The organism is Cupriavidus basilensis, assembly GCF_008801925.2.
Classification (GTDB): domain Bacteria; phylum Pseudomonadota; class Gammaproteobacteria; order Burkholderiales; family Burkholderiaceae; genus Cupriavidus; species Cupriavidus basilensis.
Map to the genome: position 1 here is coordinate 3,365,071 of NZ_CP062803.1, position 16,232 is coordinate 3,381,302.

The window sequence follows — 16,232 nt, forward strand, 5'->3', positions numbered from 1 at the left end:
CCACCCCTGGCGCCAAGCCCGCCTCATTTCTGGATGTAGACCTCCTTCCACGCCACCCGCTTGGATTTGCTCAGCAAATTGATCGGCAGTTGAGACGTGGACGAAGTGGCGTTCGACTGCTGGGTCAGTGCGTCAAGATTGCCATTGTTTAACGCGACCAGCGACGGCCTTGATGACAGCGCGGTATTGGATAGGGCAATCCCCGTCCACGGGGACAGCCCGGATGAAGTGAAGTTCGTGCTTGGCAGTTCGCCGCCAGTAGTCAAATCCACTGCATACAGATAGCTGGACGAGCCACAAGTCGCCGCCGAGGGAATGTCGGTGGTGAAAACCAGGATCCCCGCAATAGCGGCCGGATTGGTCACCACTCGCTCACCCGAGCCTGGCAGATCGAAGTACCAGCCCGGATTCTTGGTGTAGTTCACAGGAGGCGTGTTGCTGATATGGCGCACAGACCCCGATAGCGTCACAGTTCTTTTCACAAGCGCGGTTCGCACGTTCGAGATCAGCGGCGCTGCAGTCATATTGTCAACCAAAGCGTACATGGATTGCACGTTACTCACGCCCAAGTCGGATTGCCCGAGCAGAAGACCCGTACCCACGAAGACCATGCGTTGACCGTTATAGGTAGTCAGCTCCGGCGCCGAACTGATCGGTTGCGCCTTGCCACTGCTATCCGCCAGGCTGGCCAGCTTGCTGACATTCCACGAGGTAGCAGCGGTGCCGGACAAATCGAAGCGCCACACATTCCCCAGCAGGTCGCCGCCATAAACGTAGTCGATTGTCGCGTCGGTCGATCCATTCGCCGCGTAAGCGGAAATATAGGCGAGACCAGAAGGCGTAGTCGTATCGCCAACCCCGGTCGAGATCGACTGGAGGACGTTGCCGGTAGCAGGATCGAGCACGAACAGGCGGCCTTTGCCATCGCCCTGCGTTCCTCCGTTGCGAACCACATTGTTGTTATAGCCCGACGGCACGAGCACCACCCAGCCCATGGCCTTAGTCTTCGCAAGGATAGGCTTGCCGAAGGTCAAGCCCAGGTTGGCCGCATCCGTGCTGCTGGTCGCCGAATTCGGAAACTCCCATTTCACTTTACTGGCCACGTCCGCATCGCTTTGCGCCGTCGAACTGGTCACATCAAGCGCATAGTAGCCACTGCCCCCCGCCCCTAGCCCACCCACTAGCAGGGTTTTCCATGCCTTGATACCGGCCATGTAGACATCGCCAACAGCCGGCGTGGCATCGACGTAGTATTGATGCGTATAGGGCGTCACCGTGTACGCATTCATCTTCCCGCTTGTCGTCAGAAGCGCGCCCGGCACATACGCCCAGAGCTCCGCGCCGGAACTGGCGTCGAACGCATGCAGCATGCCGTCGTTTGCCCCCTGGTAAATCGCGGGCTTGCGAGAAGCGAGCTGGCTCTGGAACCCGGCATAGCCCGCGTCGGTGTAATAGGCGGTCGCACCGGCGACATAAACCGGCTCAGCCGACACGATATCACCAAGTAGCGAACTGCGCGTCCGATAGGTAGTGCCCTCCAGTGATCGATCGCCTCGCAGGTAGGCCAACACGCTGGCCCCGTCAGTCTTGCCGGAACTGTTGAGCAGGTTGACGGTACTCGCCAGCAATCCTCCCGTCCCCGTTGCGAAGGCAACGCCCTTGCCGTTGTCGTAGGTCCCTATCCAGCGATTGCTGGCGGTGCGGCTAGTCAGTTGGTCGCGCGCCTTCCACAGCGGCGCGGCGGCATTGATGAACCCGGTGGTTGGGTCGATGGGCGCGGCGGTCAGCTCGCCAGACCAGTTCTGGCCGTTGTAGCTGGCCATGAAGGCCGCGCCACCGCCATTAGTGGAACTCACTGCAATTGCCGCGTTGGATGCGGATTTCGACAACAGGCTCTGAAGCACCTGCTGGAAGAACGACGTCAGGTCGGCGGCGTTGGTCGCTCGGAACATCTGGCCGCGGCCATTGATGGTGGCGTGCCAAAGGTCATCCAGCGCGTTAGGGCTGTAGTTCTGGGACGTGGCCACCCAGGTCGGCGGATTCAGGTTCGGGCTGTTGGCCTGCGCGGTGTTCTGCCCATAGATATAGCCCTTTGCACCCAGCGCCACCGCATACGTATTCATATGCAGGTTGGGGTTCTTGTCGGCATTCCAGGAGCTATCCGTCGAATTGACCGGCACCAGGCCCGCAGTGAGATCGGTGCGCAGATTATTGACAAAGTAAGAGCTCGCGATGTCCGCCAAGGAAGGCTTGGGAATTGCCGAGTACGGGGCGGTGTTGATGAAGCTGCTGCTGGCCGAATAGCTCGGCGGCGTCACCGTCGACTTGTTGGCATAGCCATCGGTCAGGATAAAACCTGCATTCTGCTGGCAAGCGAACTTGACCGGCGCATTGGTGTCCGTTCTCATGAACTGGCCACCGATGAAGTTGAGTGTTTCAAGTGTGGGCGTACCGCCAGCCGCTACGCTCTGATAAATCGCCCCCAGCAACGCAGAACCATTCTTCAAGTTATCCGTCGAGGAAAAGTCGTACATGGTGACGTTGGTGCCCGCCCCCGAATTGAAGTTGGTATAGGCACCGTACATTCCCTTTAGGTTCGTCAAAACCTGGCCCATGCCCGAGCCCAGCATCAGCTTGCGCTTGCGGTAATACTGAAACCAGTTGGCGAAGTTCTGCAGCTCATCCGCATAGCTGCGTCCGCCCGGGAACTTCCCGCTGTTGGCAGGAACGATCTGCCACTCGCGCACAAAGGCACCATCCGGCGTTGCATTGCAGCCTGCAGTGCTAGCCGTACAGGTTGCATCCTTGACGTAGTAGGTCGCGGGGCGGTAAGGAAGCGAAACATCCCAGTAGGTGACGTTGGAGGGGATTGTGAGATCGCTACTGATATTCGTGGTTGTCCAACTGCCGCCATTTTTTTTGTAGGTGATCTGCGTGAGTGAGTTCGCAGATGCCCACGCAAACGGAATCACCATGCCAGGGAACATGCGGAAGGTCGTGTTGGCGCCTGGATTGCCTTGCACGGCAACAGTCCCCGCCATGTTCCACGTGTATGGCGACGATGAACTTTGCGTCGGATAGTACGGATGGCTACGGGTCGCCGCCGTGCTTGCGTTGCTAAAGCTCTTCATTGCGCCACCCATATAGGCTGACGGCCATGCGACGTAGGTTACATTCGGGTTGTAATAGATCGGGTTGTAGTCCGCACTGCGCATGTAGCTGTACTGCGGCAGCGGCGGCACCGCGAAGTGATCGGACGTCGAATCGGCGTAGCGGCGCAGATCGCTATCATTGCTGGTGCTCTGCCCGTTCGGGAACAGATAGGCAAACTTCATCCAGCCATTGCCGGACGAGCCCGTATCATTGAAGTTGAACTTGCCACCCGAGTAGAAGTTCTTGTTGCTCGTATCCCACCACAAGGCACCGTCACTCGTATTCATCAGGACCTCGAAGTCCATCGAACCCGAATCGTCAATGCCAAAGATGACGTTGGGCGGCGCCTGCGAAGTGGCGGAGAGCGGCGTAACGGAAATGTCGGTCGAGGCAGAGTAGGCCGAAATCACCGCCACCGAGGAAATCGCCAGGCAAACCTTAAGCAAGGATGAGAGTTTCATGGGCCGGTTATCTGTTGAGGATTGCCTGTACGAATGTCTCGCCGCTGCGCGGGCTCGTGACGTGTACCGTCACCCGGTAAGCCACCTGTGGCAGTTGCAGTGAAGGTGAACCCATCTGATTGCTGCTTGGCCCCTGGATCGCCTTGGCGCGGGCAGTGCACTGGCCGTACGGATCTGTCACCGGAGTCGAACTGCACAGGCGTTCGACCACATATTGATATTGCAAGCCACCGTTGCCGACCTGGACCTGCGGGAAGCTGGTGGTGTCGGCCCAGTTCACATTGGGCAGGCCATTCTGGTCCAGCGCGAAGGTGGTAGTGGTCGCGTAGTACTGCTTGGTGGTATCCGTGGTATCCGGGTTGGCAACGCCATCCAGGGTAGTCTTCGCAGCGGTCAAGGCAAGATCGGTGGCCTGGCTCGCAGCCTCCTTGAATGCAACGTTGCCGGCCGTGGTTCCCGATACGGCACCGGTACGCAGCAACGACACCGCGGACACCAGGATCGCCAGCAGGATGATCAACACGATCGGCAGCGCGAGGCCGGTCTGGGTGCGACGCGATCGCATGCTCACTGTTCTCCGAACACGATATTCTTGAGAGGGATGACGAGGCTCTGCGTGCGATAGCGATAGCACTGCCAATTCTGTGTCGCGCTCAGATCGGCCGTCACGGCTGCCCCCAGGGGCGAAGCGGTAGCGGCAAAAATCACCGGCAAGGTCGCCGCCGTTGTGGCATCGCATGCCGCTCCCGGCCCGCCTGACGGCTTTACAGCCGCCGGAATTCGCGTGACCAGGCCTACGCGAATTGCCCGGATCTGGCTCATGCTGGCCGCGCTTAGCGGCCATGCCCATGCCCCGGTAGCATCCACCCATTGGGCAACGCTCAAGCCTGTTCCCGCGACCACCCCATACTGCGCGCGCATGTAGACCACATTCTCTGCCAGCGGCGTCGCGGGGGTACCAGCAGAGGCAAACTGATCAACCAGTTGCAGCGTGGCCGTCGCGTTGTTGACCTGATAAGTCGTCCAGGTAAATGCCCCCGCGTTCATCACGCTCGCGCCAGCGCCATAAGCCTGTGGATTGGAGAACACCACCGTTGCCGGAGGATTCCAGTTGCCGCTGCCCGCCGCATGGGCTATCTGCGTGCTGTTGGCCTGCAGCGTGGTTCCACTGACCTGCATGACGGTGCAGGGCGCAGTCACGCTGCCGTTGCCGCTGTACGCCGAAACTAGTAATACCGACCCCTGCGTGTTCGGGCCCGGAATGGTGATGCCCTGGGCCGAAGGCACATTCAGCGGATCCGTCCCTGTCGCCATTCCAGTACTAAGGGCGATCGGCGCCGCGGCGCCAATTGAGGAGGCTCCCGCAATGGATATCGTGTCCGAGGCACCCACCCCACCCGGGCGTGTCACCCATACGGGCGCAATCGCGGCGTTGTCGATCAGCACGCCGTTGAAATAGGCGTTGAGCGCCGGGCAGATGATGGTGGACTGGTTATTACGGCCGCTGGCGGCAACGCCGACTCCCGCCCCCTTGATATCGCGCCCGATTGCCAGCATGGCCAGCACGCTGCTGTCGGCAGCCGCGCTGGTCCCAAACTGCGTGCGCTTGAAGTCCTCGAAGAAGTAAGTTGCGCTGAGAATAGCGACGCCGGCAATCAAGCCGATCAGAAGCCCAACCAGCAGCTCAATCAGCGTGAAGCCGCTAGTACGCAGGTGCGAGTGAAGCCTGGCGTGCATGGCGTGGCTATCTGAGGTTGGTGGTGGATACGAGGTTGTGCCAGGTGGTAAGGCTCAAGTAGGTCTTCTCCTGCGCTTCGCCTGCCAGTTTCCACTGCAGGGTGACGGTCAGGTTGCCGGTGACTGCGTCATAAGCCACCGTCGGTGTGTGCGTCGCGTCGCTAGGCAGTGCAGCGTTGACGCGCTTAAGCCAATCGGCCGCGATCGCCTGGCCGGTGCCGGCGGTGCACCCGCCGCCGGCCGGCACGGTGTAGCACGGAGCGTTCGCCGCATCCACCGTGGCAACCCCAATAATCTCGGCGGCGTAGTACTGCGCCACAGTACGATAACGGGTTTGCGAATTCTGCTTGGCAGCCATCAGAGTCGCTGCGCACAAGCCAACGATGCCAATCGCGAACAGCGTCAACGACACCATTGCCTCAATGAGTGCGAAACCTTGGACGCGCGCTTTCATATCAGCACGCCATCAAGCTATTTGCCGCAGCCGCGGGATTGCACACGCGGGCCTGTCCCAAGGCCGACAACATCACGCGCAGACATTGCGCAGTACCACCGTTAGCGCGACACGCTGCGCTCCCGCTCACCGGCTGGATATCGAACTGAGGCAAAGCAGCCGGCGCCCCCCCGCAGTCCGCCGCTAACACGCGTCCAGTGCCGTCAAAGCAGATCGCTGCCTGGTTCGAGGCAAGCGCAACCGAGCGGTTCAACTCTGCCGGAGACGCGGAATAGCCAGCGAAAGCAGCCACGCTGGGTACTGCGTAAGACCAACCACTTGCAGACACCGCGAATGTCGTCATCCGATTGCGGTTCAGCGCTTCGACGCGCGCCGCCTTCAGGTCCGATGACAGCTGCTCGCTCACAGCACGCAGACGGCTGTTCTGCAAATAGTCGCTCATGCTCGGTACGCCGACCATCAGCAGGATGGCGATAATGGCAAGCACAGCCATCATCTCGATCAGGGACAGCCCCCTCATCCTCATATCAGCAATTCCCCGGAGTCAGCCACCAGCAAGGGCCGCTTACCGCCTGGCCCTTATATGCAGTGGTGGCCTTGTTGCCGGTCTGGTCAAGCGTATAGGTAAAGCCGGCGACCGGACCCTGGCCTTGCGCGGTCATAAGGAACCCCTGGCCGCCAGAGGTCAAGGTGCACTGATAGGCGAAGTTCGTCGAAGAGGCGGACACATTGCAGGCCGTACCGACACCATAGTTGCCGTTGTCCTGGAAGCTCTGCTCCATGCGCAGCCCAAACACGGAGAGCGTGTCGAAGGCCTCCGACAGCTTGCTGCGCGTGACATAGTCCGAATAGATCGGAATGGAAATTGCCGACAGGATGGCGAGGATCGCGACCGTCACCATCAGCTCGATCAAGGTAAACCCGCGCGCCACCCGGCATCCACGCCGTCCTGCTCCAGGCCGGGCGCCTTGCTGAGTGGGGAAATGCGGCGCGGTCGCGAGAAGGCGAAGCGGCGCGGACATGTCAGCGCCGCCGATGAACGGCCGAATGCGTGCCCTGCGCGAGCGAAGTTTTGACCCTGTACATATGACCCCCGGTTGAATGACTCATCCGGTTCCGGCATTCCACTCTGCGTTGGAAGCGCCGAACCCATCCCGAAATCTTTTAATTTTCTGCAGGCTGGCGACAGGCGCATCAGCCTTGATTACTTCATAGCGCATCTGGCTGCGAGCGCCACCCCGCTATAGTGGGGGATAGGATAGGGAAGTGTCAATTCAGCTACTTCGCCGAGTCGGTTTGCACTGACTGCGTTGGATAGTAGCCACAGGCATGTATGAAACATTATTTAGCAAACCCTTCACAGCCCGGCACACTTTTGCCTTCGCTTGAGCGGCATCCTGAGCAGGTCGCCACATCCGAGCGAAACCGCCATGCCTTTTACAACCGCTCCTTCAACGCCGGCGATCACAGGATCCCCTCGCGGCTTCATCCTCATCGAATCCCTCACCGCCCTCGCCGTCCTCGGCGTCGGCCTGCTGCCGCTTGCTGAGCTGGCGCCGTTCGCACTAGGCACACTGCGCGGCTATGAGGCCCTCGGCCATGCCACACGCGCAGCCGCAGAACTAGCGGAGCTGGAGGATCCGGGCCTCGCGCTGTCGCCCCTTCAGGCACGCGGCATTGGCCCGAATGCCCTCCAGTTGTGCCAGTCGCTCGCTTCGGTGGAGGACAGCGGGTGCTTGCCGGGATCGAGGCTGGCGGTCGTCGGGCCGCTGTCCCTGGCTTCGTCGAGGCCTACCGGCGGCTTGCGGGATGCGGCCGCGCTGCGCGTCGTTGCCCTCTGGATCCGGCCATGAGGACTCGTCGCGCACAAGGGTTCTCGTTGATCGAACTGATGGTCGGCCTGGCGCTCGGCCTGCTGGTCAGCGCGCTGGCTGTGTCCGCGTTCCATGCCGTCCAGGTCACGTACCGCACCGCCGTCGATCTCGTGCTGCTGGAAGAACGCGGCCAGCGGGCGCTCGCCATCCTCTCCCACCTAGTCCGGCATAGCGGTTGGCAGCCGGTCGGCGTGGCCTTGCCGGCCAATGCGCCACCGGCGCTGTCTGGGCGGGACGATTGCGGCCAGCCGGGCATTGCCGCGCTGCCTACCTGCCCTCGCCGTGGGGTCAATGGCAGCGACGCACTGCTGGTGCGATTCAGTGGCAGCGGGCGCGCGCAGGATCCGACGCTGCCGGACCAGACCATGATCGATTGCAGCGGGTATGCGTTGCCGGCGGTGAGCGTGGGCGGATCGGCTGGTGGCGCAGCCCGCGCTTATGCGGGGGAGAGCCTGATCTATATCGCCGCCGGCTCGGATGGCGAGCCGCAACTGTTGTGCCGCTATGCCAGCCGGCGCGACGGGAGGGTGCTGGAGGGAAGCTGGACTTCGGGCGCCCTGGTGCGTGGCGTGGAGGCCATGCAGTTGAGATACGGCATCGATACCGATGGCGATGGCAAGGCCGACGCGTTCCTGCGGGCCGAGGAACTGCGCGCCAGGGGCGACGCAGCCTGGCGCGAGGTACTGGTGGTGCAGGTGGCACTGGTGCTGCGTGGTGAGCGCCCACTGGCGCTGCCGGCAGCGCCGGCCATACTCACCTTGTTCCCACCGGGCGCGCATGCCGGCGCCAGCCTCCATGCCGACGACCTCGTTTTTACGCCACGTGACCGGCCTGCCTTGATACGACGGGTGTTCTCGGCATCCGTGCGGCTGCGCAATACCAGGCCCTGCGCGGAGACACCATGCTGAGCGCCAAGATTGCGCCTTGCCTGCGGCGCGGTAACCGGGCCAAAGGGGGCACCACGCTCCTGCTGACGGCCACGATGCTTCTGCTTGTGGCCGCCACAACTCTGGCTGGCCTTCAATTTCTGCTCGCCAGCAGGCAAGTGGTCACTTACCAGCTCGAACAGGAGATTGCCTTTCGCACGGCGGAGACGGCGTTGCTCGACGCGGAAGCGGAGTTGATGACGGCGCTCAGCAACGGCGCGTCCGCAGTGGATAGCCGCCTTGCTGCGTGGCCACCGCCGGGCCAATGCGGCGCCGGCGCGCAGCGGGGACTCTGCCGGCCCGCCCCGGGCATGCCGCCGCCATGGCTGAATTGGCTCGATTGGCGCCGGCCGGATGAGACCACCGGCATCGCGATGGGCTCCTTCAGCGGCGTTACCCTGCCGGCCTTGCCACCCGGTGCGGCCGGGGCGGGCGCCATGCCGCGGTACGTTGCCGAGTTGATGCACGAGCGCCCTCCTGGCGAATGGCTGGGATCCGGCTACACGCCGGGCACGGGCCAACGGCTGCGTTTTCGCATTACTGCGCTGGGGTTGGGGCGCGACGCGGCGGTACGCAGCTTGCTACAGAGCGAGTTCCAGCCATGACGCACTCCGCCCGGTACCACAACGCGCTGATTGCGCTCGCCGCCGGATTGCTATTTTCTTGCACGGCACAGGGAGCGGGAAGCACGCCACCTTTCCTGGTAACGCCTCCCAAGTGGATACCCGGCTGGCCGGGACACGCGGCGTTCGTCGCTGAGCACGGCGCGCGCGCCGCGCTGGTCTGGCTGGGGATGCGTGATGGCAGGCTGCGCGCGTTCAATGCGATGTCCGGCGACGAAGTACTCGCTTACCAGCCGCGCCCAATGCGAAAACAGGGCTCCGTGCCCTGCCCACACCCCGAGGCTGCCGACGTCTCGCTCGAACCCGGCCGCTGGCGCACCGTGCTGCTGTGTGGCCTTCCAGCGAACGCAGCCGATCCACAAGCGGGCGTTTTCGCCCTCGACATCACGAATGTAGCGGCGCGGCCACCAGTAGGACCGCTCTGGGAGGCCAGGGCTTCCGACACGCTGCCGCTGGCCCCGTCCGGCCCAGTCCGCGCATTGGCACTCTCCACGCATGAAGGCCCGCGCTGGTACGCGATGGTGACGCTCGGCGCCTCGCAGGGTCGCCAAGCCCACCGAGGCGTGCCCCATCGCGATCCGCCGGGGCAACAGGCCGGCATCGCCATCCTGCCCCTGGACAAACCCACGCACGCGCCGTGGCAAGGACGCCACGCGATACACCAGCTGCTCCTGCCGGCCGGCGGTTGCGGGAGCGCCGGACCCAACCCCGCGCTGCTTGCCGCAAGCATCCTGCCAGATACTTCCGGTGTGGCCCTGGCGGCGTACGCGGTGGATGCCGCAGGCGGGCTCTGGCGGTTCGACTTGCGTGGCGCGATGCCATGGCGTGATAGCGGCCGGCGCGTCGACTGCATTTACCGGATGGACAACCCAGCGCCATCGTCGCGCGCAATCGTGCCCCCTGCCCTGATCAGCGCCGCCGGCGGCCACCTGGTGGTTTACGGAACCGGCACCCATGTCAGTGCGGTATTCGACAGCACGGCATTCACCGACACAGGCAGCCCGAGTCGCGGTGGCGCGCGCATTGTGGCCCAGCCTCAAGGAGGCGGCGTGGTGCTGCGCCGGCAGGCTCACGCGCCGGATATTCAAGGCCGACCAGTATCCGCCGCTGGCTGGCACTTGCCTCTTCCCAATCCCGGCGAGCGCCTGGAACGGCTCCTCCCCGCCGACCCGGGCTACCTCGGCTTTGTCACCCGAACGCCCGACGCGCGCCAGCGTGCGTACCTGATCCACGCGCTGAGCGGCGAATCCACTACCAGCGCGCAGGCCGGCGGGCCTCTCACTCACGTAGCAACCGGGTTCGGGGCCAACGCCACGGCGACCGTCGTTCTCGAACGCGCGGCACTACCGCCAAAGCTTGCGCCGCAACCGGGCGTCACGTCGCATGAGGACGTGACCCTCACGCTCTGGTCCCTGGAGGAAGGAAACGCCGTGCCACTCAACCGCACCGTCGCCAGCCGCCGCACCGGCCGCCTCAGCTGGCGCGAGCTGATCCGCTCCGGGTCGCCGTGAGACTCAGATACGCCTTCCAGACCAATCCACCGCCAACCACGCCACCGCACCCCGGAGCCCCTGCATGACACCCTGCCACCGCCCGACCGGCTTCACCCTGCTCGAGTTGCTGATCGCGCTGACTGTCTCCACCATCCTTATGGCAATGGTGATGCCTGCCTGGCACCAGCATATGGAACGCGGCAGGCGTGCCGAGGCGCGCAGCGCACTGATCGGATTGATGCTGGACCTGGAACGCCACGCGCTCGCCACCATGACCTTCGCCGCCCAGCCGGGCGGCGCGACGGCGGCCGGCAAGTGGCCGCAGTCGGTGCCCGCCCAGGCAGCGCGCCCACGTCATTGGATCAATGCCGGTGCCTGCCCGGGCAGCGGGCTCGCGCATTGTGTGGAGCTGCGCGCCGTGCCGCAGACGCCGGATGCGTCATGCGGCACGCTGATTCTGCGCAGCACCGGCGAGTGGCTTGCCCAGCCCGCCTTTGCCGCGGAGCCGGTGCCGCTGCCCCAGGCATGCTGAGGCGCCCGTGCGTCGGCTCTGGCACCGGAATTGGCACCGGCATTCGCGTCGCGGCGCAACGCTTGCCGAACTCCTCACCTGCTTGGCTGTGCTGGCCATCCTGGCGGCGCTGGCTTTGCCGTCCTGGCAGCGCTTGCAGGCGCGCCAGCAGGTGATGCTGGCGGCAGACCGCCTGGCCGGCTCGCTGGCGGTGGCGCGCTCGGCCGCCGTAGCCCGGCGATCCGACGTGGTACTGAAGCCCTTGCCGGGTGCTTCGTCGCTGGACCAAGGCTGGCAGCTGGCACTGGAGCCGGGAGACGAGCCGGGCCAGGACAACGCCGGCTTGCTTGCTGTCGTCGAGCTGCGCGAGGCCTGCCTGCGGATCGCCCTGCGCTCGACAGCGCAAGGCAGCAATACGCTGCGCATGACAGCTGTGGGATACTCTCGCTCAGAGCAAGGCGGGTTCCTCGCCGCCACCTTCACCGTGACCTGCCGGGGCGAACAGCGGCAGCTAAGGCTCGGTGCCCACGGCCGGGTCCGCTTGTGCACGCCGGGGCAGGATGCCGATTGCGACGGCCTCGCACAGTCCGAGCCGCCCTGACACCTGATGACAGTAACCCTATCCAACTCACCGCCCGCGCGGCAGGAAGCACCAGGCCTCATGTTCTCCGATACCGACCACGCAGCCATGGCACAGGCTCTCGCGCTCGCCGAGCGTGGCATGTACACCACCACGCCCAACCCGCGCGTTGGCTGCGTATTGTTCAAGGACGGCAAGATCATCGGCCAGGGCTTCACCCAACCCGCCGGGCAGGATCACGCCGAGATCCAGGCGCTCAAGGATGCCGCGGCGCGCGGGAACGATCCCAGGGGCGCCACGGCCTTTGTCACGCTCGAGCCCTGCAGCCATTTTGGCCGGACGCCGCCCTGCGCGGACGCGCTGGTGCGCGCCGGCATCGCGCGCGTGGTGGCCGCCATGGAGGACCCGAACCCGACGGTTTCGGGCCGTGGCTTGCAGCGGCTGCGCGAAGCCGGCGTGGACGTACGCTGCGGCCTGCTCGAAAAAGAAGCGCGCGAACTCAACATCGGCTTTGTCAACCGGATGACGCGCGGCCTGCCCTGGGTGCGTGTCAAGGTAGCCGCCTCGCTCGACGGCGGCACCGCGCTGCACGACGGCAGCAGCCAGTGGATTACCGGCCAGGCGGCGCGCGACGACGGCCACGCCTGGCGCGCGCGCGCCAGCGCTATCCTGACCGGCATCGGTACCGTGCGCGACGACAACCCGCAGCTCAATGTGCGTGCCGTGGAAACGCCGCGCCAGCCTCAGCGCGTGGTGGTGGATTCCCGGCTGGAAATTCCCCTGGACGCGCGCCTGCTGACGCCGGACACCGGCGACTTTGCCAAGCCCGTGCTGGTGTTCTGCGCCTTTGACGATACCGCGCGCCGTCGTGCCCTGGAAGCCCGCGGCGCGGAAGTGGTGGTGCTGCCCAATCCACACGGCAAGGTGGAGTTGCGCCACATGCTGGAAGAACTCGGCCGGCGCGGCATCAACGAGCTGCACGTGGAAGCCGGCTTCAAGCTTAACGGATCGCTGATCCGCGAGCATTGCGCAGACGAGTTGCTGATCTACCTCGCGCCCAAGCTATTGGGCGACGCGCAAGGCATGTTCCAGTTGCCGCCCCTGGCGCGGCTGCAGGACGCCGCGGCCTTTCGCTGGCACGACGTGCGCATGATCGGCGAAGACCTGCGCCTGATCGCGCGCCGCGCCGATCACGTCTGATCGCCTGACGGCAGGCCGCGCGCAAAACGAATCCGCTGCGCACCTGCTAGCATGCGTGTTTTCCCATTGCATCAAGCATCGATCATGTTCACTGGCATTGTCGCGGCCGTCGGCCGCATCGAAACCGTATCCCCGCTGGGCGCCAGCGAAGCCGCAGCCGATGCTGGTGTGCGCCTGCGCATCCGTGCCAACGGGCTGGACCTGTCCGATGTCATCCTTGGCGACAGCATCGCCATCCAGGGTGCCTGCATGACGGTCATCGCGCTGGACGGCGACGCCTTCGACGTCGATGTTTCCCGCGAATCGCTCGACAAGACCGCTGGCCTGGACAAGCCCGGCCGGGTCAACCTGGAAAAGGCGCTGACCCTGGCCGACCGCCTCGGCGGCCACCTGGTCTCGGGCCATGTCGACGGGCTTGGCGAAGTCACCCACTTCGCGCCGGTGGGCGAGTCGCATGAACTGCGCGTGCGCGCCCCGCGCGAGCTGGGACGCTATCTGGCCTACAAGGGATCGGTGGTGGTCAACGGCGTGTCGCTGACGGTCAACAAGGTCATCGACGATGAAGACGGCTGCACGTTCTCGATCAACCTGATCCCCCATACGATCGAGGTCACCACGCTGCAGGACCTGAAGCCCGGCACGCGCGTGAACCTGGAGATCGACCTGATCGCGCGGTATGTGGAGCGCATGTTGAGCGCGCCAAAACCTGCCTGACACCCGTCTTTTCGTTACCCAGGCGGCCTGCCAAGGCCACCTGACATTAACCCGTCCCCCGCCCTACGGAGGGCCATCTGCATTGGCCCCGCTGGCGCCGCGCGCCCTGCGGCGCCTGGTTGACGTACAATATCGGGCCAGACCGCTGCCGCGGTCAGCCGGTATACCCTGAAGCGGCAGCCGGCCAGCAAGCCATCCCGCCCGAAATTCAGCCAGAATTCCAGCCCAAACTTCAGCCAGCTTCCCAGCCTGCAGCTATGACAATCGCCCGTACAGAAGAAATCATTGCCGAAATCCGTGCCGGCCGCATGGTCATCCTGGTTGACGAGGAAGACCGGGAGAACGAGGGTGACCTGGTCCTGGCTGCCGATTTCGTCACACCGGAGGCGATCAACTTCATGGCCAAGTACGGCCGGGGTCTCATCTGCCTGACGTTGACCGCCGAACGCTGCCGCCAGCTCGAGCTGCAACCCATGGTGAGCCGCAACGGCACGGTGCACGGCACCAATTTCACGGTGTCGATCGAGGCAGCCGAAGGCGTCACGACCGGCATCTCGGCGGCCGACCGGGCCCGTACCGTGCAAGCCGCGGTGGCCAAGGATGCCCGTGCCGCCGACCTGGTCCAGCCCGGCCACATCTTCCCGCTGACGGCCCAGCCCGGTGGCGTGCTGATCCGCGCCGGCCATACCGAGGCCGGATGCGACCTGGGCGCCCTGGCCGGCTTGACGCCGGCTGCGGTGATCTGCGAGATCATGAAGGACGACGGCACCATGGCGCGCCTGCCGGACCTGATCGAGTTCGCGCAAGAGCATGACATCAAGATCGGCACCATTGCCGACCTGATCCACTACCGCAGCCGCACCGAGAGCATCATCGAGCGCGCCGGCGAGCGCACCATGCAAACGCCATATGGCACGTTCCACAGCATCATCTATCGCGACAAGCCGAGCGGGCGCGCCCACCTGGCGCTGGTCAAGGGCAATCCGCAGGCTGATCGCGAAACGCTGGTGCGCGTGCACGAGCCGCTTTCCACGCTGGACCTGCTGGAAGTGTCGCGTACCACGCACTCCTGGAGCGTGCCCGCCGCGCTCGAGGCCATTGCGCAGTCCGAACATGGCGTGATGGTGCTGCTGAACTGCGGCGACACGGCCGAACAGCTGTTCACGCAGTTCTCGGCGCTCGACGCGCCGCAAAACCGCCCGCGCGTGAAGCCGGACCTGCGCACCTACGGCACCGGCGCCCAGATCCTCAAGGATCTCGGCGTGGGCAAGATGCGCGTGCTGGCATCTCCGCTGAAAATGCCGAGCATGACCGGCTATGACCTTGAAGTGACTGGCTACCAGCCCATGAGCGGCGGCCAGGCTAACTGAACTACCGGATACACGGCGGCCGCGAGCCTATCGCGGGCCGCCACCCCGAACCCAGGAGAAGATAAGATGGATCACGGTTTCTACCCCAGCAACCTCGAAGGTGAAGGCCTGCGCATCGGCATCGTGCAAGCGCGCTTCAACGAACCGGTTTGCGCCGAACTGCTCGAAGCCTGCGTCGCCGAACTGGAAAAGCTGGGCATCGAAGGCGAGGACACCCTGGTGGTGACCGTGCCGGGCGCGCTCGAAATCCCGCTGGCATTGCAAAAAATGGCTGAAAGCGGCCAGTTCGATGCGCTGGTCGCGCTGGGCGCGGTCGTGCGCGGCGAGACCTATCACTTCGAGCTGGTGTCGAATGAATCGGGCGCCGGCATCAGCCGCGTCGGCCTGGACTTCAATGTGCCCATCGCCAACGGCATCCTGACCGTCGACACCGACGCCCAGGCCCATGCCCGTACCCGCGAGAAAGGCCGCGACTGCGCTCGCGCCGCGGTGGAAATGGCCAACCTGGTCTCCGCGCTGGATTCGCTGCGCAGCCAGGAAGCGGATGAAGACGAGGACGACGATGAGTGACGCGCCCGAGAGCAGCAACCCCGCCGGCAAGCCGGCGGACGACGCCGGCGCGAAGCCCGTCGCCAAGGCCGAGCCCAAGGCAGCGCCCAAGAGCGCGCGCCGCCGCTCGCGCGAACTCGCGCTGCAGGGCCTGTACCAGTGGCTGCTGAACCGCAACGATACCGATGCGATCCAGGCGCACCTGCACGACGCCCAAGGCTTCAACAAAGCTGACCGCGAGCACTTCGATGCACTGCTCAATGGCGCGATCCGCGAAGAAACCCGGCTGACGGGTGCCTTCGAGCCATTCCTGGACCGCCCGGTTAGCGAGTTGTCGCCGGTCGAGCGCGCGGCCCTGCTGATCGGCAGCTACGAGCTGATCCACTGCGTGGACATCCCGTACAAGGTTGTCATCAACGAAGCCGTGGAACTGACCAAGACCTTCGGCGGCGTCGAAGGCTACAAGTACGTCAATGGCGTGCTGGACAAGCTGGCCGCCAAGGTGCGCGCGCCGGAACTGGCCGCCCGACGCTGAACGACGGCAACCGGCGCCGTTCACGGTGCATTGCTTGCCGTACCGACACCCG

17 protein-coding genes are annotated in these 16,232 nt (G+C 64.5%); 11 read left to right on the forward strand and 6 right to left on the reverse strand.

Annotated features, from left to right (window positions below):
- Positions 1 to 23 precede the first annotated feature (23 nt).
- Genes F7R26_RS15490 through F7R26_RS15515 form a run of 6 tightly spaced genes read right to left on the reverse strand, consistent with a single transcriptional unit; the run spans position 24 to position 6,827 of the window.
- A complete protein-coding gene (locus F7R26_RS15490; RefSeq protein ID WP_150984109.1) occupies positions 24 to 3,614 on the reverse strand; it encodes a pilus assembly protein in 3,591 nt (1,196 codons plus the stop codon).
- 7 nt (positions 3,615 to 3,621) lie between these two features.
- Positions 3,622 to 4,179, reverse strand: coding sequence for a hypothetical protein (locus F7R26_RS15495; protein ID WP_150984108.1), 558 nt, complete (start codon positions 4,177 to 4,179; stop codon positions 3,622 to 3,624).
- 2 nt (positions 4,180 to 4,181) lie between these two features.
- A complete protein-coding gene (locus F7R26_RS15500; RefSeq protein ID WP_150984107.1) occupies positions 4,182 to 5,351 on the reverse strand; it encodes a PilW family protein in 1,170 nt (389 codons plus the stop codon).
- A 7-nt stretch (positions 5,352 to 5,358) separates the two neighbouring features.
- Positions 5,359 to 5,805 carry a type IV pilus modification PilV family protein gene (locus tag F7R26_RS15505; protein WP_150984106.1) on the reverse strand — a complete coding sequence of 149 codons (447 nt, stop codon included), beginning with the start codon at positions 5,803 to 5,805 and terminating at the stop codon, positions 5,359 to 5,361.
- A gap of 1 nt (position 5,806) precedes the next feature.
- Entirely contained in the window at positions 5,807 to 6,325 is a 519-nt protein-coding gene (locus F7R26_RS15510; protein WP_170301747.1) for a pilus assembly FimT family protein, read from the reverse strand.
- 7 nt (positions 6,326 to 6,332) lie between these two features.
- Entirely contained in the window at positions 6,333 to 6,827 is a 495-nt protein-coding gene (locus F7R26_RS15515; RefSeq protein WP_150984105.1) for a type IV pilin protein, read from the reverse strand.
- Between the two features lie 408 nt (positions 6,828 to 7,235).
- Here F7R26_RS15515 and F7R26_RS15520 point away from each other — a divergent pair, with 408 nt between their 5' ends.
- The 11 genes from F7R26_RS15520 to nusB all read left to right on the forward strand — a co-directional run bounded on the left by F7R26_RS15520 (position 7,236) and on the right by nusB (position 16,180).
- Positions 7,236 to 7,658: a type IV pilus modification PilV family protein gene (locus F7R26_RS15520; protein ID WP_150984104.1), complete on the forward strand. Its 423-nt coding sequence runs from the start codon at positions 7,236 to 7,238 to the stop codon at positions 7,656 to 7,658.
- Entirely contained in the window at positions 7,655 to 8,587 is a 933-nt protein-coding gene (locus tag F7R26_RS15525) for a PilW family protein (RefSeq protein ID WP_150984103.1), read from the forward strand. The genes F7R26_RS15520 and F7R26_RS15525 overlap by 4 nt, the downstream gene beginning before the upstream one ends.
- On the forward strand, positions 8,581 to 9,210 hold the full coding sequence (locus F7R26_RS15530) for a pilus assembly protein (RefSeq protein ID WP_150984102.1): 630 nt from the start codon (positions 8,581 to 8,583) through the stop codon (positions 9,208 to 9,210). The genes F7R26_RS15525 and F7R26_RS15530 overlap by 7 nt, the downstream gene beginning before the upstream one ends.
- The gene (locus F7R26_RS15535; protein WP_150984101.1) at positions 9,207 to 10,739 is read left to right on the forward strand and encodes a pilus assembly protein; all 1,533 of its coding nucleotides are present in this window, start codon (positions 9,207 to 9,209) and stop codon (positions 10,737 to 10,739) included. The genes F7R26_RS15530 and F7R26_RS15535 overlap by 4 nt, the downstream gene beginning before the upstream one ends.
- A 64-nt stretch (positions 10,740 to 10,803) precedes the next feature.
- Positions 10,804 to 11,253 carry a type IV pilin protein gene (locus F7R26_RS15540; protein WP_150984100.1) on the forward strand — a complete coding sequence of 150 codons (450 nt, stop codon included), beginning with the start codon at positions 10,804 to 10,806 and terminating at the stop codon, positions 11,251 to 11,253.
- A gap of 7 nt (positions 11,254 to 11,260) precedes the next feature.
- Positions 11,261 to 11,833 (forward strand): GspH/FimT family pseudopilin, encoded by a 573-nt coding sequence (locus F7R26_RS15545; protein ID WP_150984099.1) that lies wholly within the window; start codon positions 11,261 to 11,263, stop codon positions 11,831 to 11,833.
- 60 nt (positions 11,834 to 11,893) lie between these two features.
- Positions 11,894 to 13,012 (forward strand): bifunctional diaminohydroxyphosphoribosylaminopyrimidine deaminase/5-amino-6-(5-phosphoribosylamino)uracil reductase RibD, encoded by a 1,119-nt coding sequence (gene ribD / locus F7R26_RS15550; protein ID WP_150984098.1) that lies wholly within the window; start codon positions 11,894 to 11,896, stop codon positions 13,010 to 13,012.
- Positions 13,013 to 13,096: 84 nt separating this feature from the next.
- A complete protein-coding gene (locus F7R26_RS15555; RefSeq protein ID WP_150984097.1) occupies positions 13,097 to 13,726 on the forward strand; it encodes a riboflavin synthase in 630 nt (209 codons plus the stop codon).
- A 257-nt stretch (positions 13,727 to 13,983) separates the two neighbouring features.
- Positions 13,984 to 15,096, forward strand: a complete 1,113-nt coding sequence (gene ribBA, locus F7R26_RS15560; protein WP_043348572.1) for a bifunctional 3,4-dihydroxy-2-butanone-4-phosphate synthase/GTP cyclohydrolase II — start codon at positions 13,984 to 13,986, stop codon at positions 15,094 to 15,096.
- 66 nt (positions 15,097 to 15,162) lie between these two features.
- Complete coding sequence (gene ribH / locus F7R26_RS15565) at positions 15,163 to 15,666, forward strand: 6,7-dimethyl-8-ribityllumazine synthase (protein ID WP_150984096.1); 504 nt, start codon at positions 15,163 to 15,165, stop codon at positions 15,664 to 15,666.
- Positions 15,659 to 16,180: a transcription antitermination factor NusB gene (gene nusB, locus F7R26_RS15570; protein WP_150984095.1), complete on the forward strand. Its 522-nt coding sequence runs from the start codon at positions 15,659 to 15,661 to the stop codon at positions 16,178 to 16,180. Before ribH ends, nusB begins: the two co-directional genes overlap by 8 nt.
- The last annotated feature ends 52 nt before the right edge of the window (positions 16,181 to 16,232 follow it).

What these genes read in the sequence shown, in the direction of transcription:
- F7R26_RS15490 (WP_150984109.1), bottom strand. Translation starts at nt 3,614, where the DNA reads ATGAAACTCTCATCCTTGCTTAAGGTTTGCCTGGCGATTTCCTCGGTG.
- F7R26_RS15495 (WP_150984108.1), bottom strand. Translation starts at nt 4,179, where the DNA reads ATGCGATCGCGTCGCACCCAGACCGGCCTCGCGCTGCCGATCGTGTTG.
- F7R26_RS15500 (WP_150984107.1), bottom strand. Translation starts at nt 5,351, where the DNA reads ATGCACGCCAGGCTTCACTCGCACCTGCGTACTAGCGGCTTCACGCTG.
- F7R26_RS15505 (WP_150984106.1), bottom strand. Translation starts at nt 5,805, where the DNA reads ATGAAAGCGCGCGTCCAAGGTTTCGCACTCATTGAGGCAATGGTGTCG.
- F7R26_RS15510 (WP_170301747.1), bottom strand. Translation starts at nt 6,325, where the DNA reads ATGAGGGGGCTGTCCCTGATCGAGATGATGGCTGTGCTTGCCATTATC.
- F7R26_RS15515 (WP_150984105.1), bottom strand. Translation starts at nt 6,827, where the DNA reads ATGTCCGCGCCGCTTCGCCTTCTCGCGACCGCGCCGCATTTCCCCACT.
- F7R26_RS15520 (WP_150984104.1), top strand. Translation starts at nt 7,236, where the DNA reads ATGCCTTTTACAACCGCTCCTTCAACGCCGGCGATCACAGGATCCCCT.
- F7R26_RS15525 (WP_150984103.1), top strand. Translation starts at nt 7,655, where the DNA reads ATGAGGACTCGTCGCGCACAAGGGTTCTCGTTGATCGAACTGATGGTC.
- F7R26_RS15530 (WP_150984102.1), top strand. Translation starts at nt 8,581, where the DNA reads ATGCTGAGCGCCAAGATTGCGCCTTGCCTGCGGCGCGGTAACCGGGCC.
- F7R26_RS15535 (WP_150984101.1), top strand. Translation starts at nt 9,207, where the DNA reads ATGACGCACTCCGCCCGGTACCACAACGCGCTGATTGCGCTCGCCGCC.
- F7R26_RS15540 (WP_150984100.1), top strand. Translation starts at nt 10,804, where the DNA reads ATGACACCCTGCCACCGCCCGACCGGCTTCACCCTGCTCGAGTTGCTG.
- ribD (WP_150984098.1), top strand. Translation starts at nt 11,894, where the DNA reads ATGTTCTCCGATACCGACCACGCAGCCATGGCACAGGCTCTCGCGCTC.
- F7R26_RS15555 (WP_150984097.1), top strand. Translation starts at nt 13,097, where the DNA reads ATGTTCACTGGCATTGTCGCGGCCGTCGGCCGCATCGAAACCGTATCC.
- ribBA (WP_043348572.1), top strand. Translation starts at nt 13,984, where the DNA reads ATGACAATCGCCCGTACAGAAGAAATCATTGCCGAAATCCGTGCCGGC.
- ribH (WP_150984096.1), top strand. Translation starts at nt 15,163, where the DNA reads ATGGATCACGGTTTCTACCCCAGCAACCTCGAAGGTGAAGGCCTGCGC.
- nusB (WP_150984095.1), top strand. Translation starts at nt 15,659, where the DNA reads ATGAGTGACGCGCCCGAGAGCAGCAACCCCGCCGGCAAGCCGGCGGAC.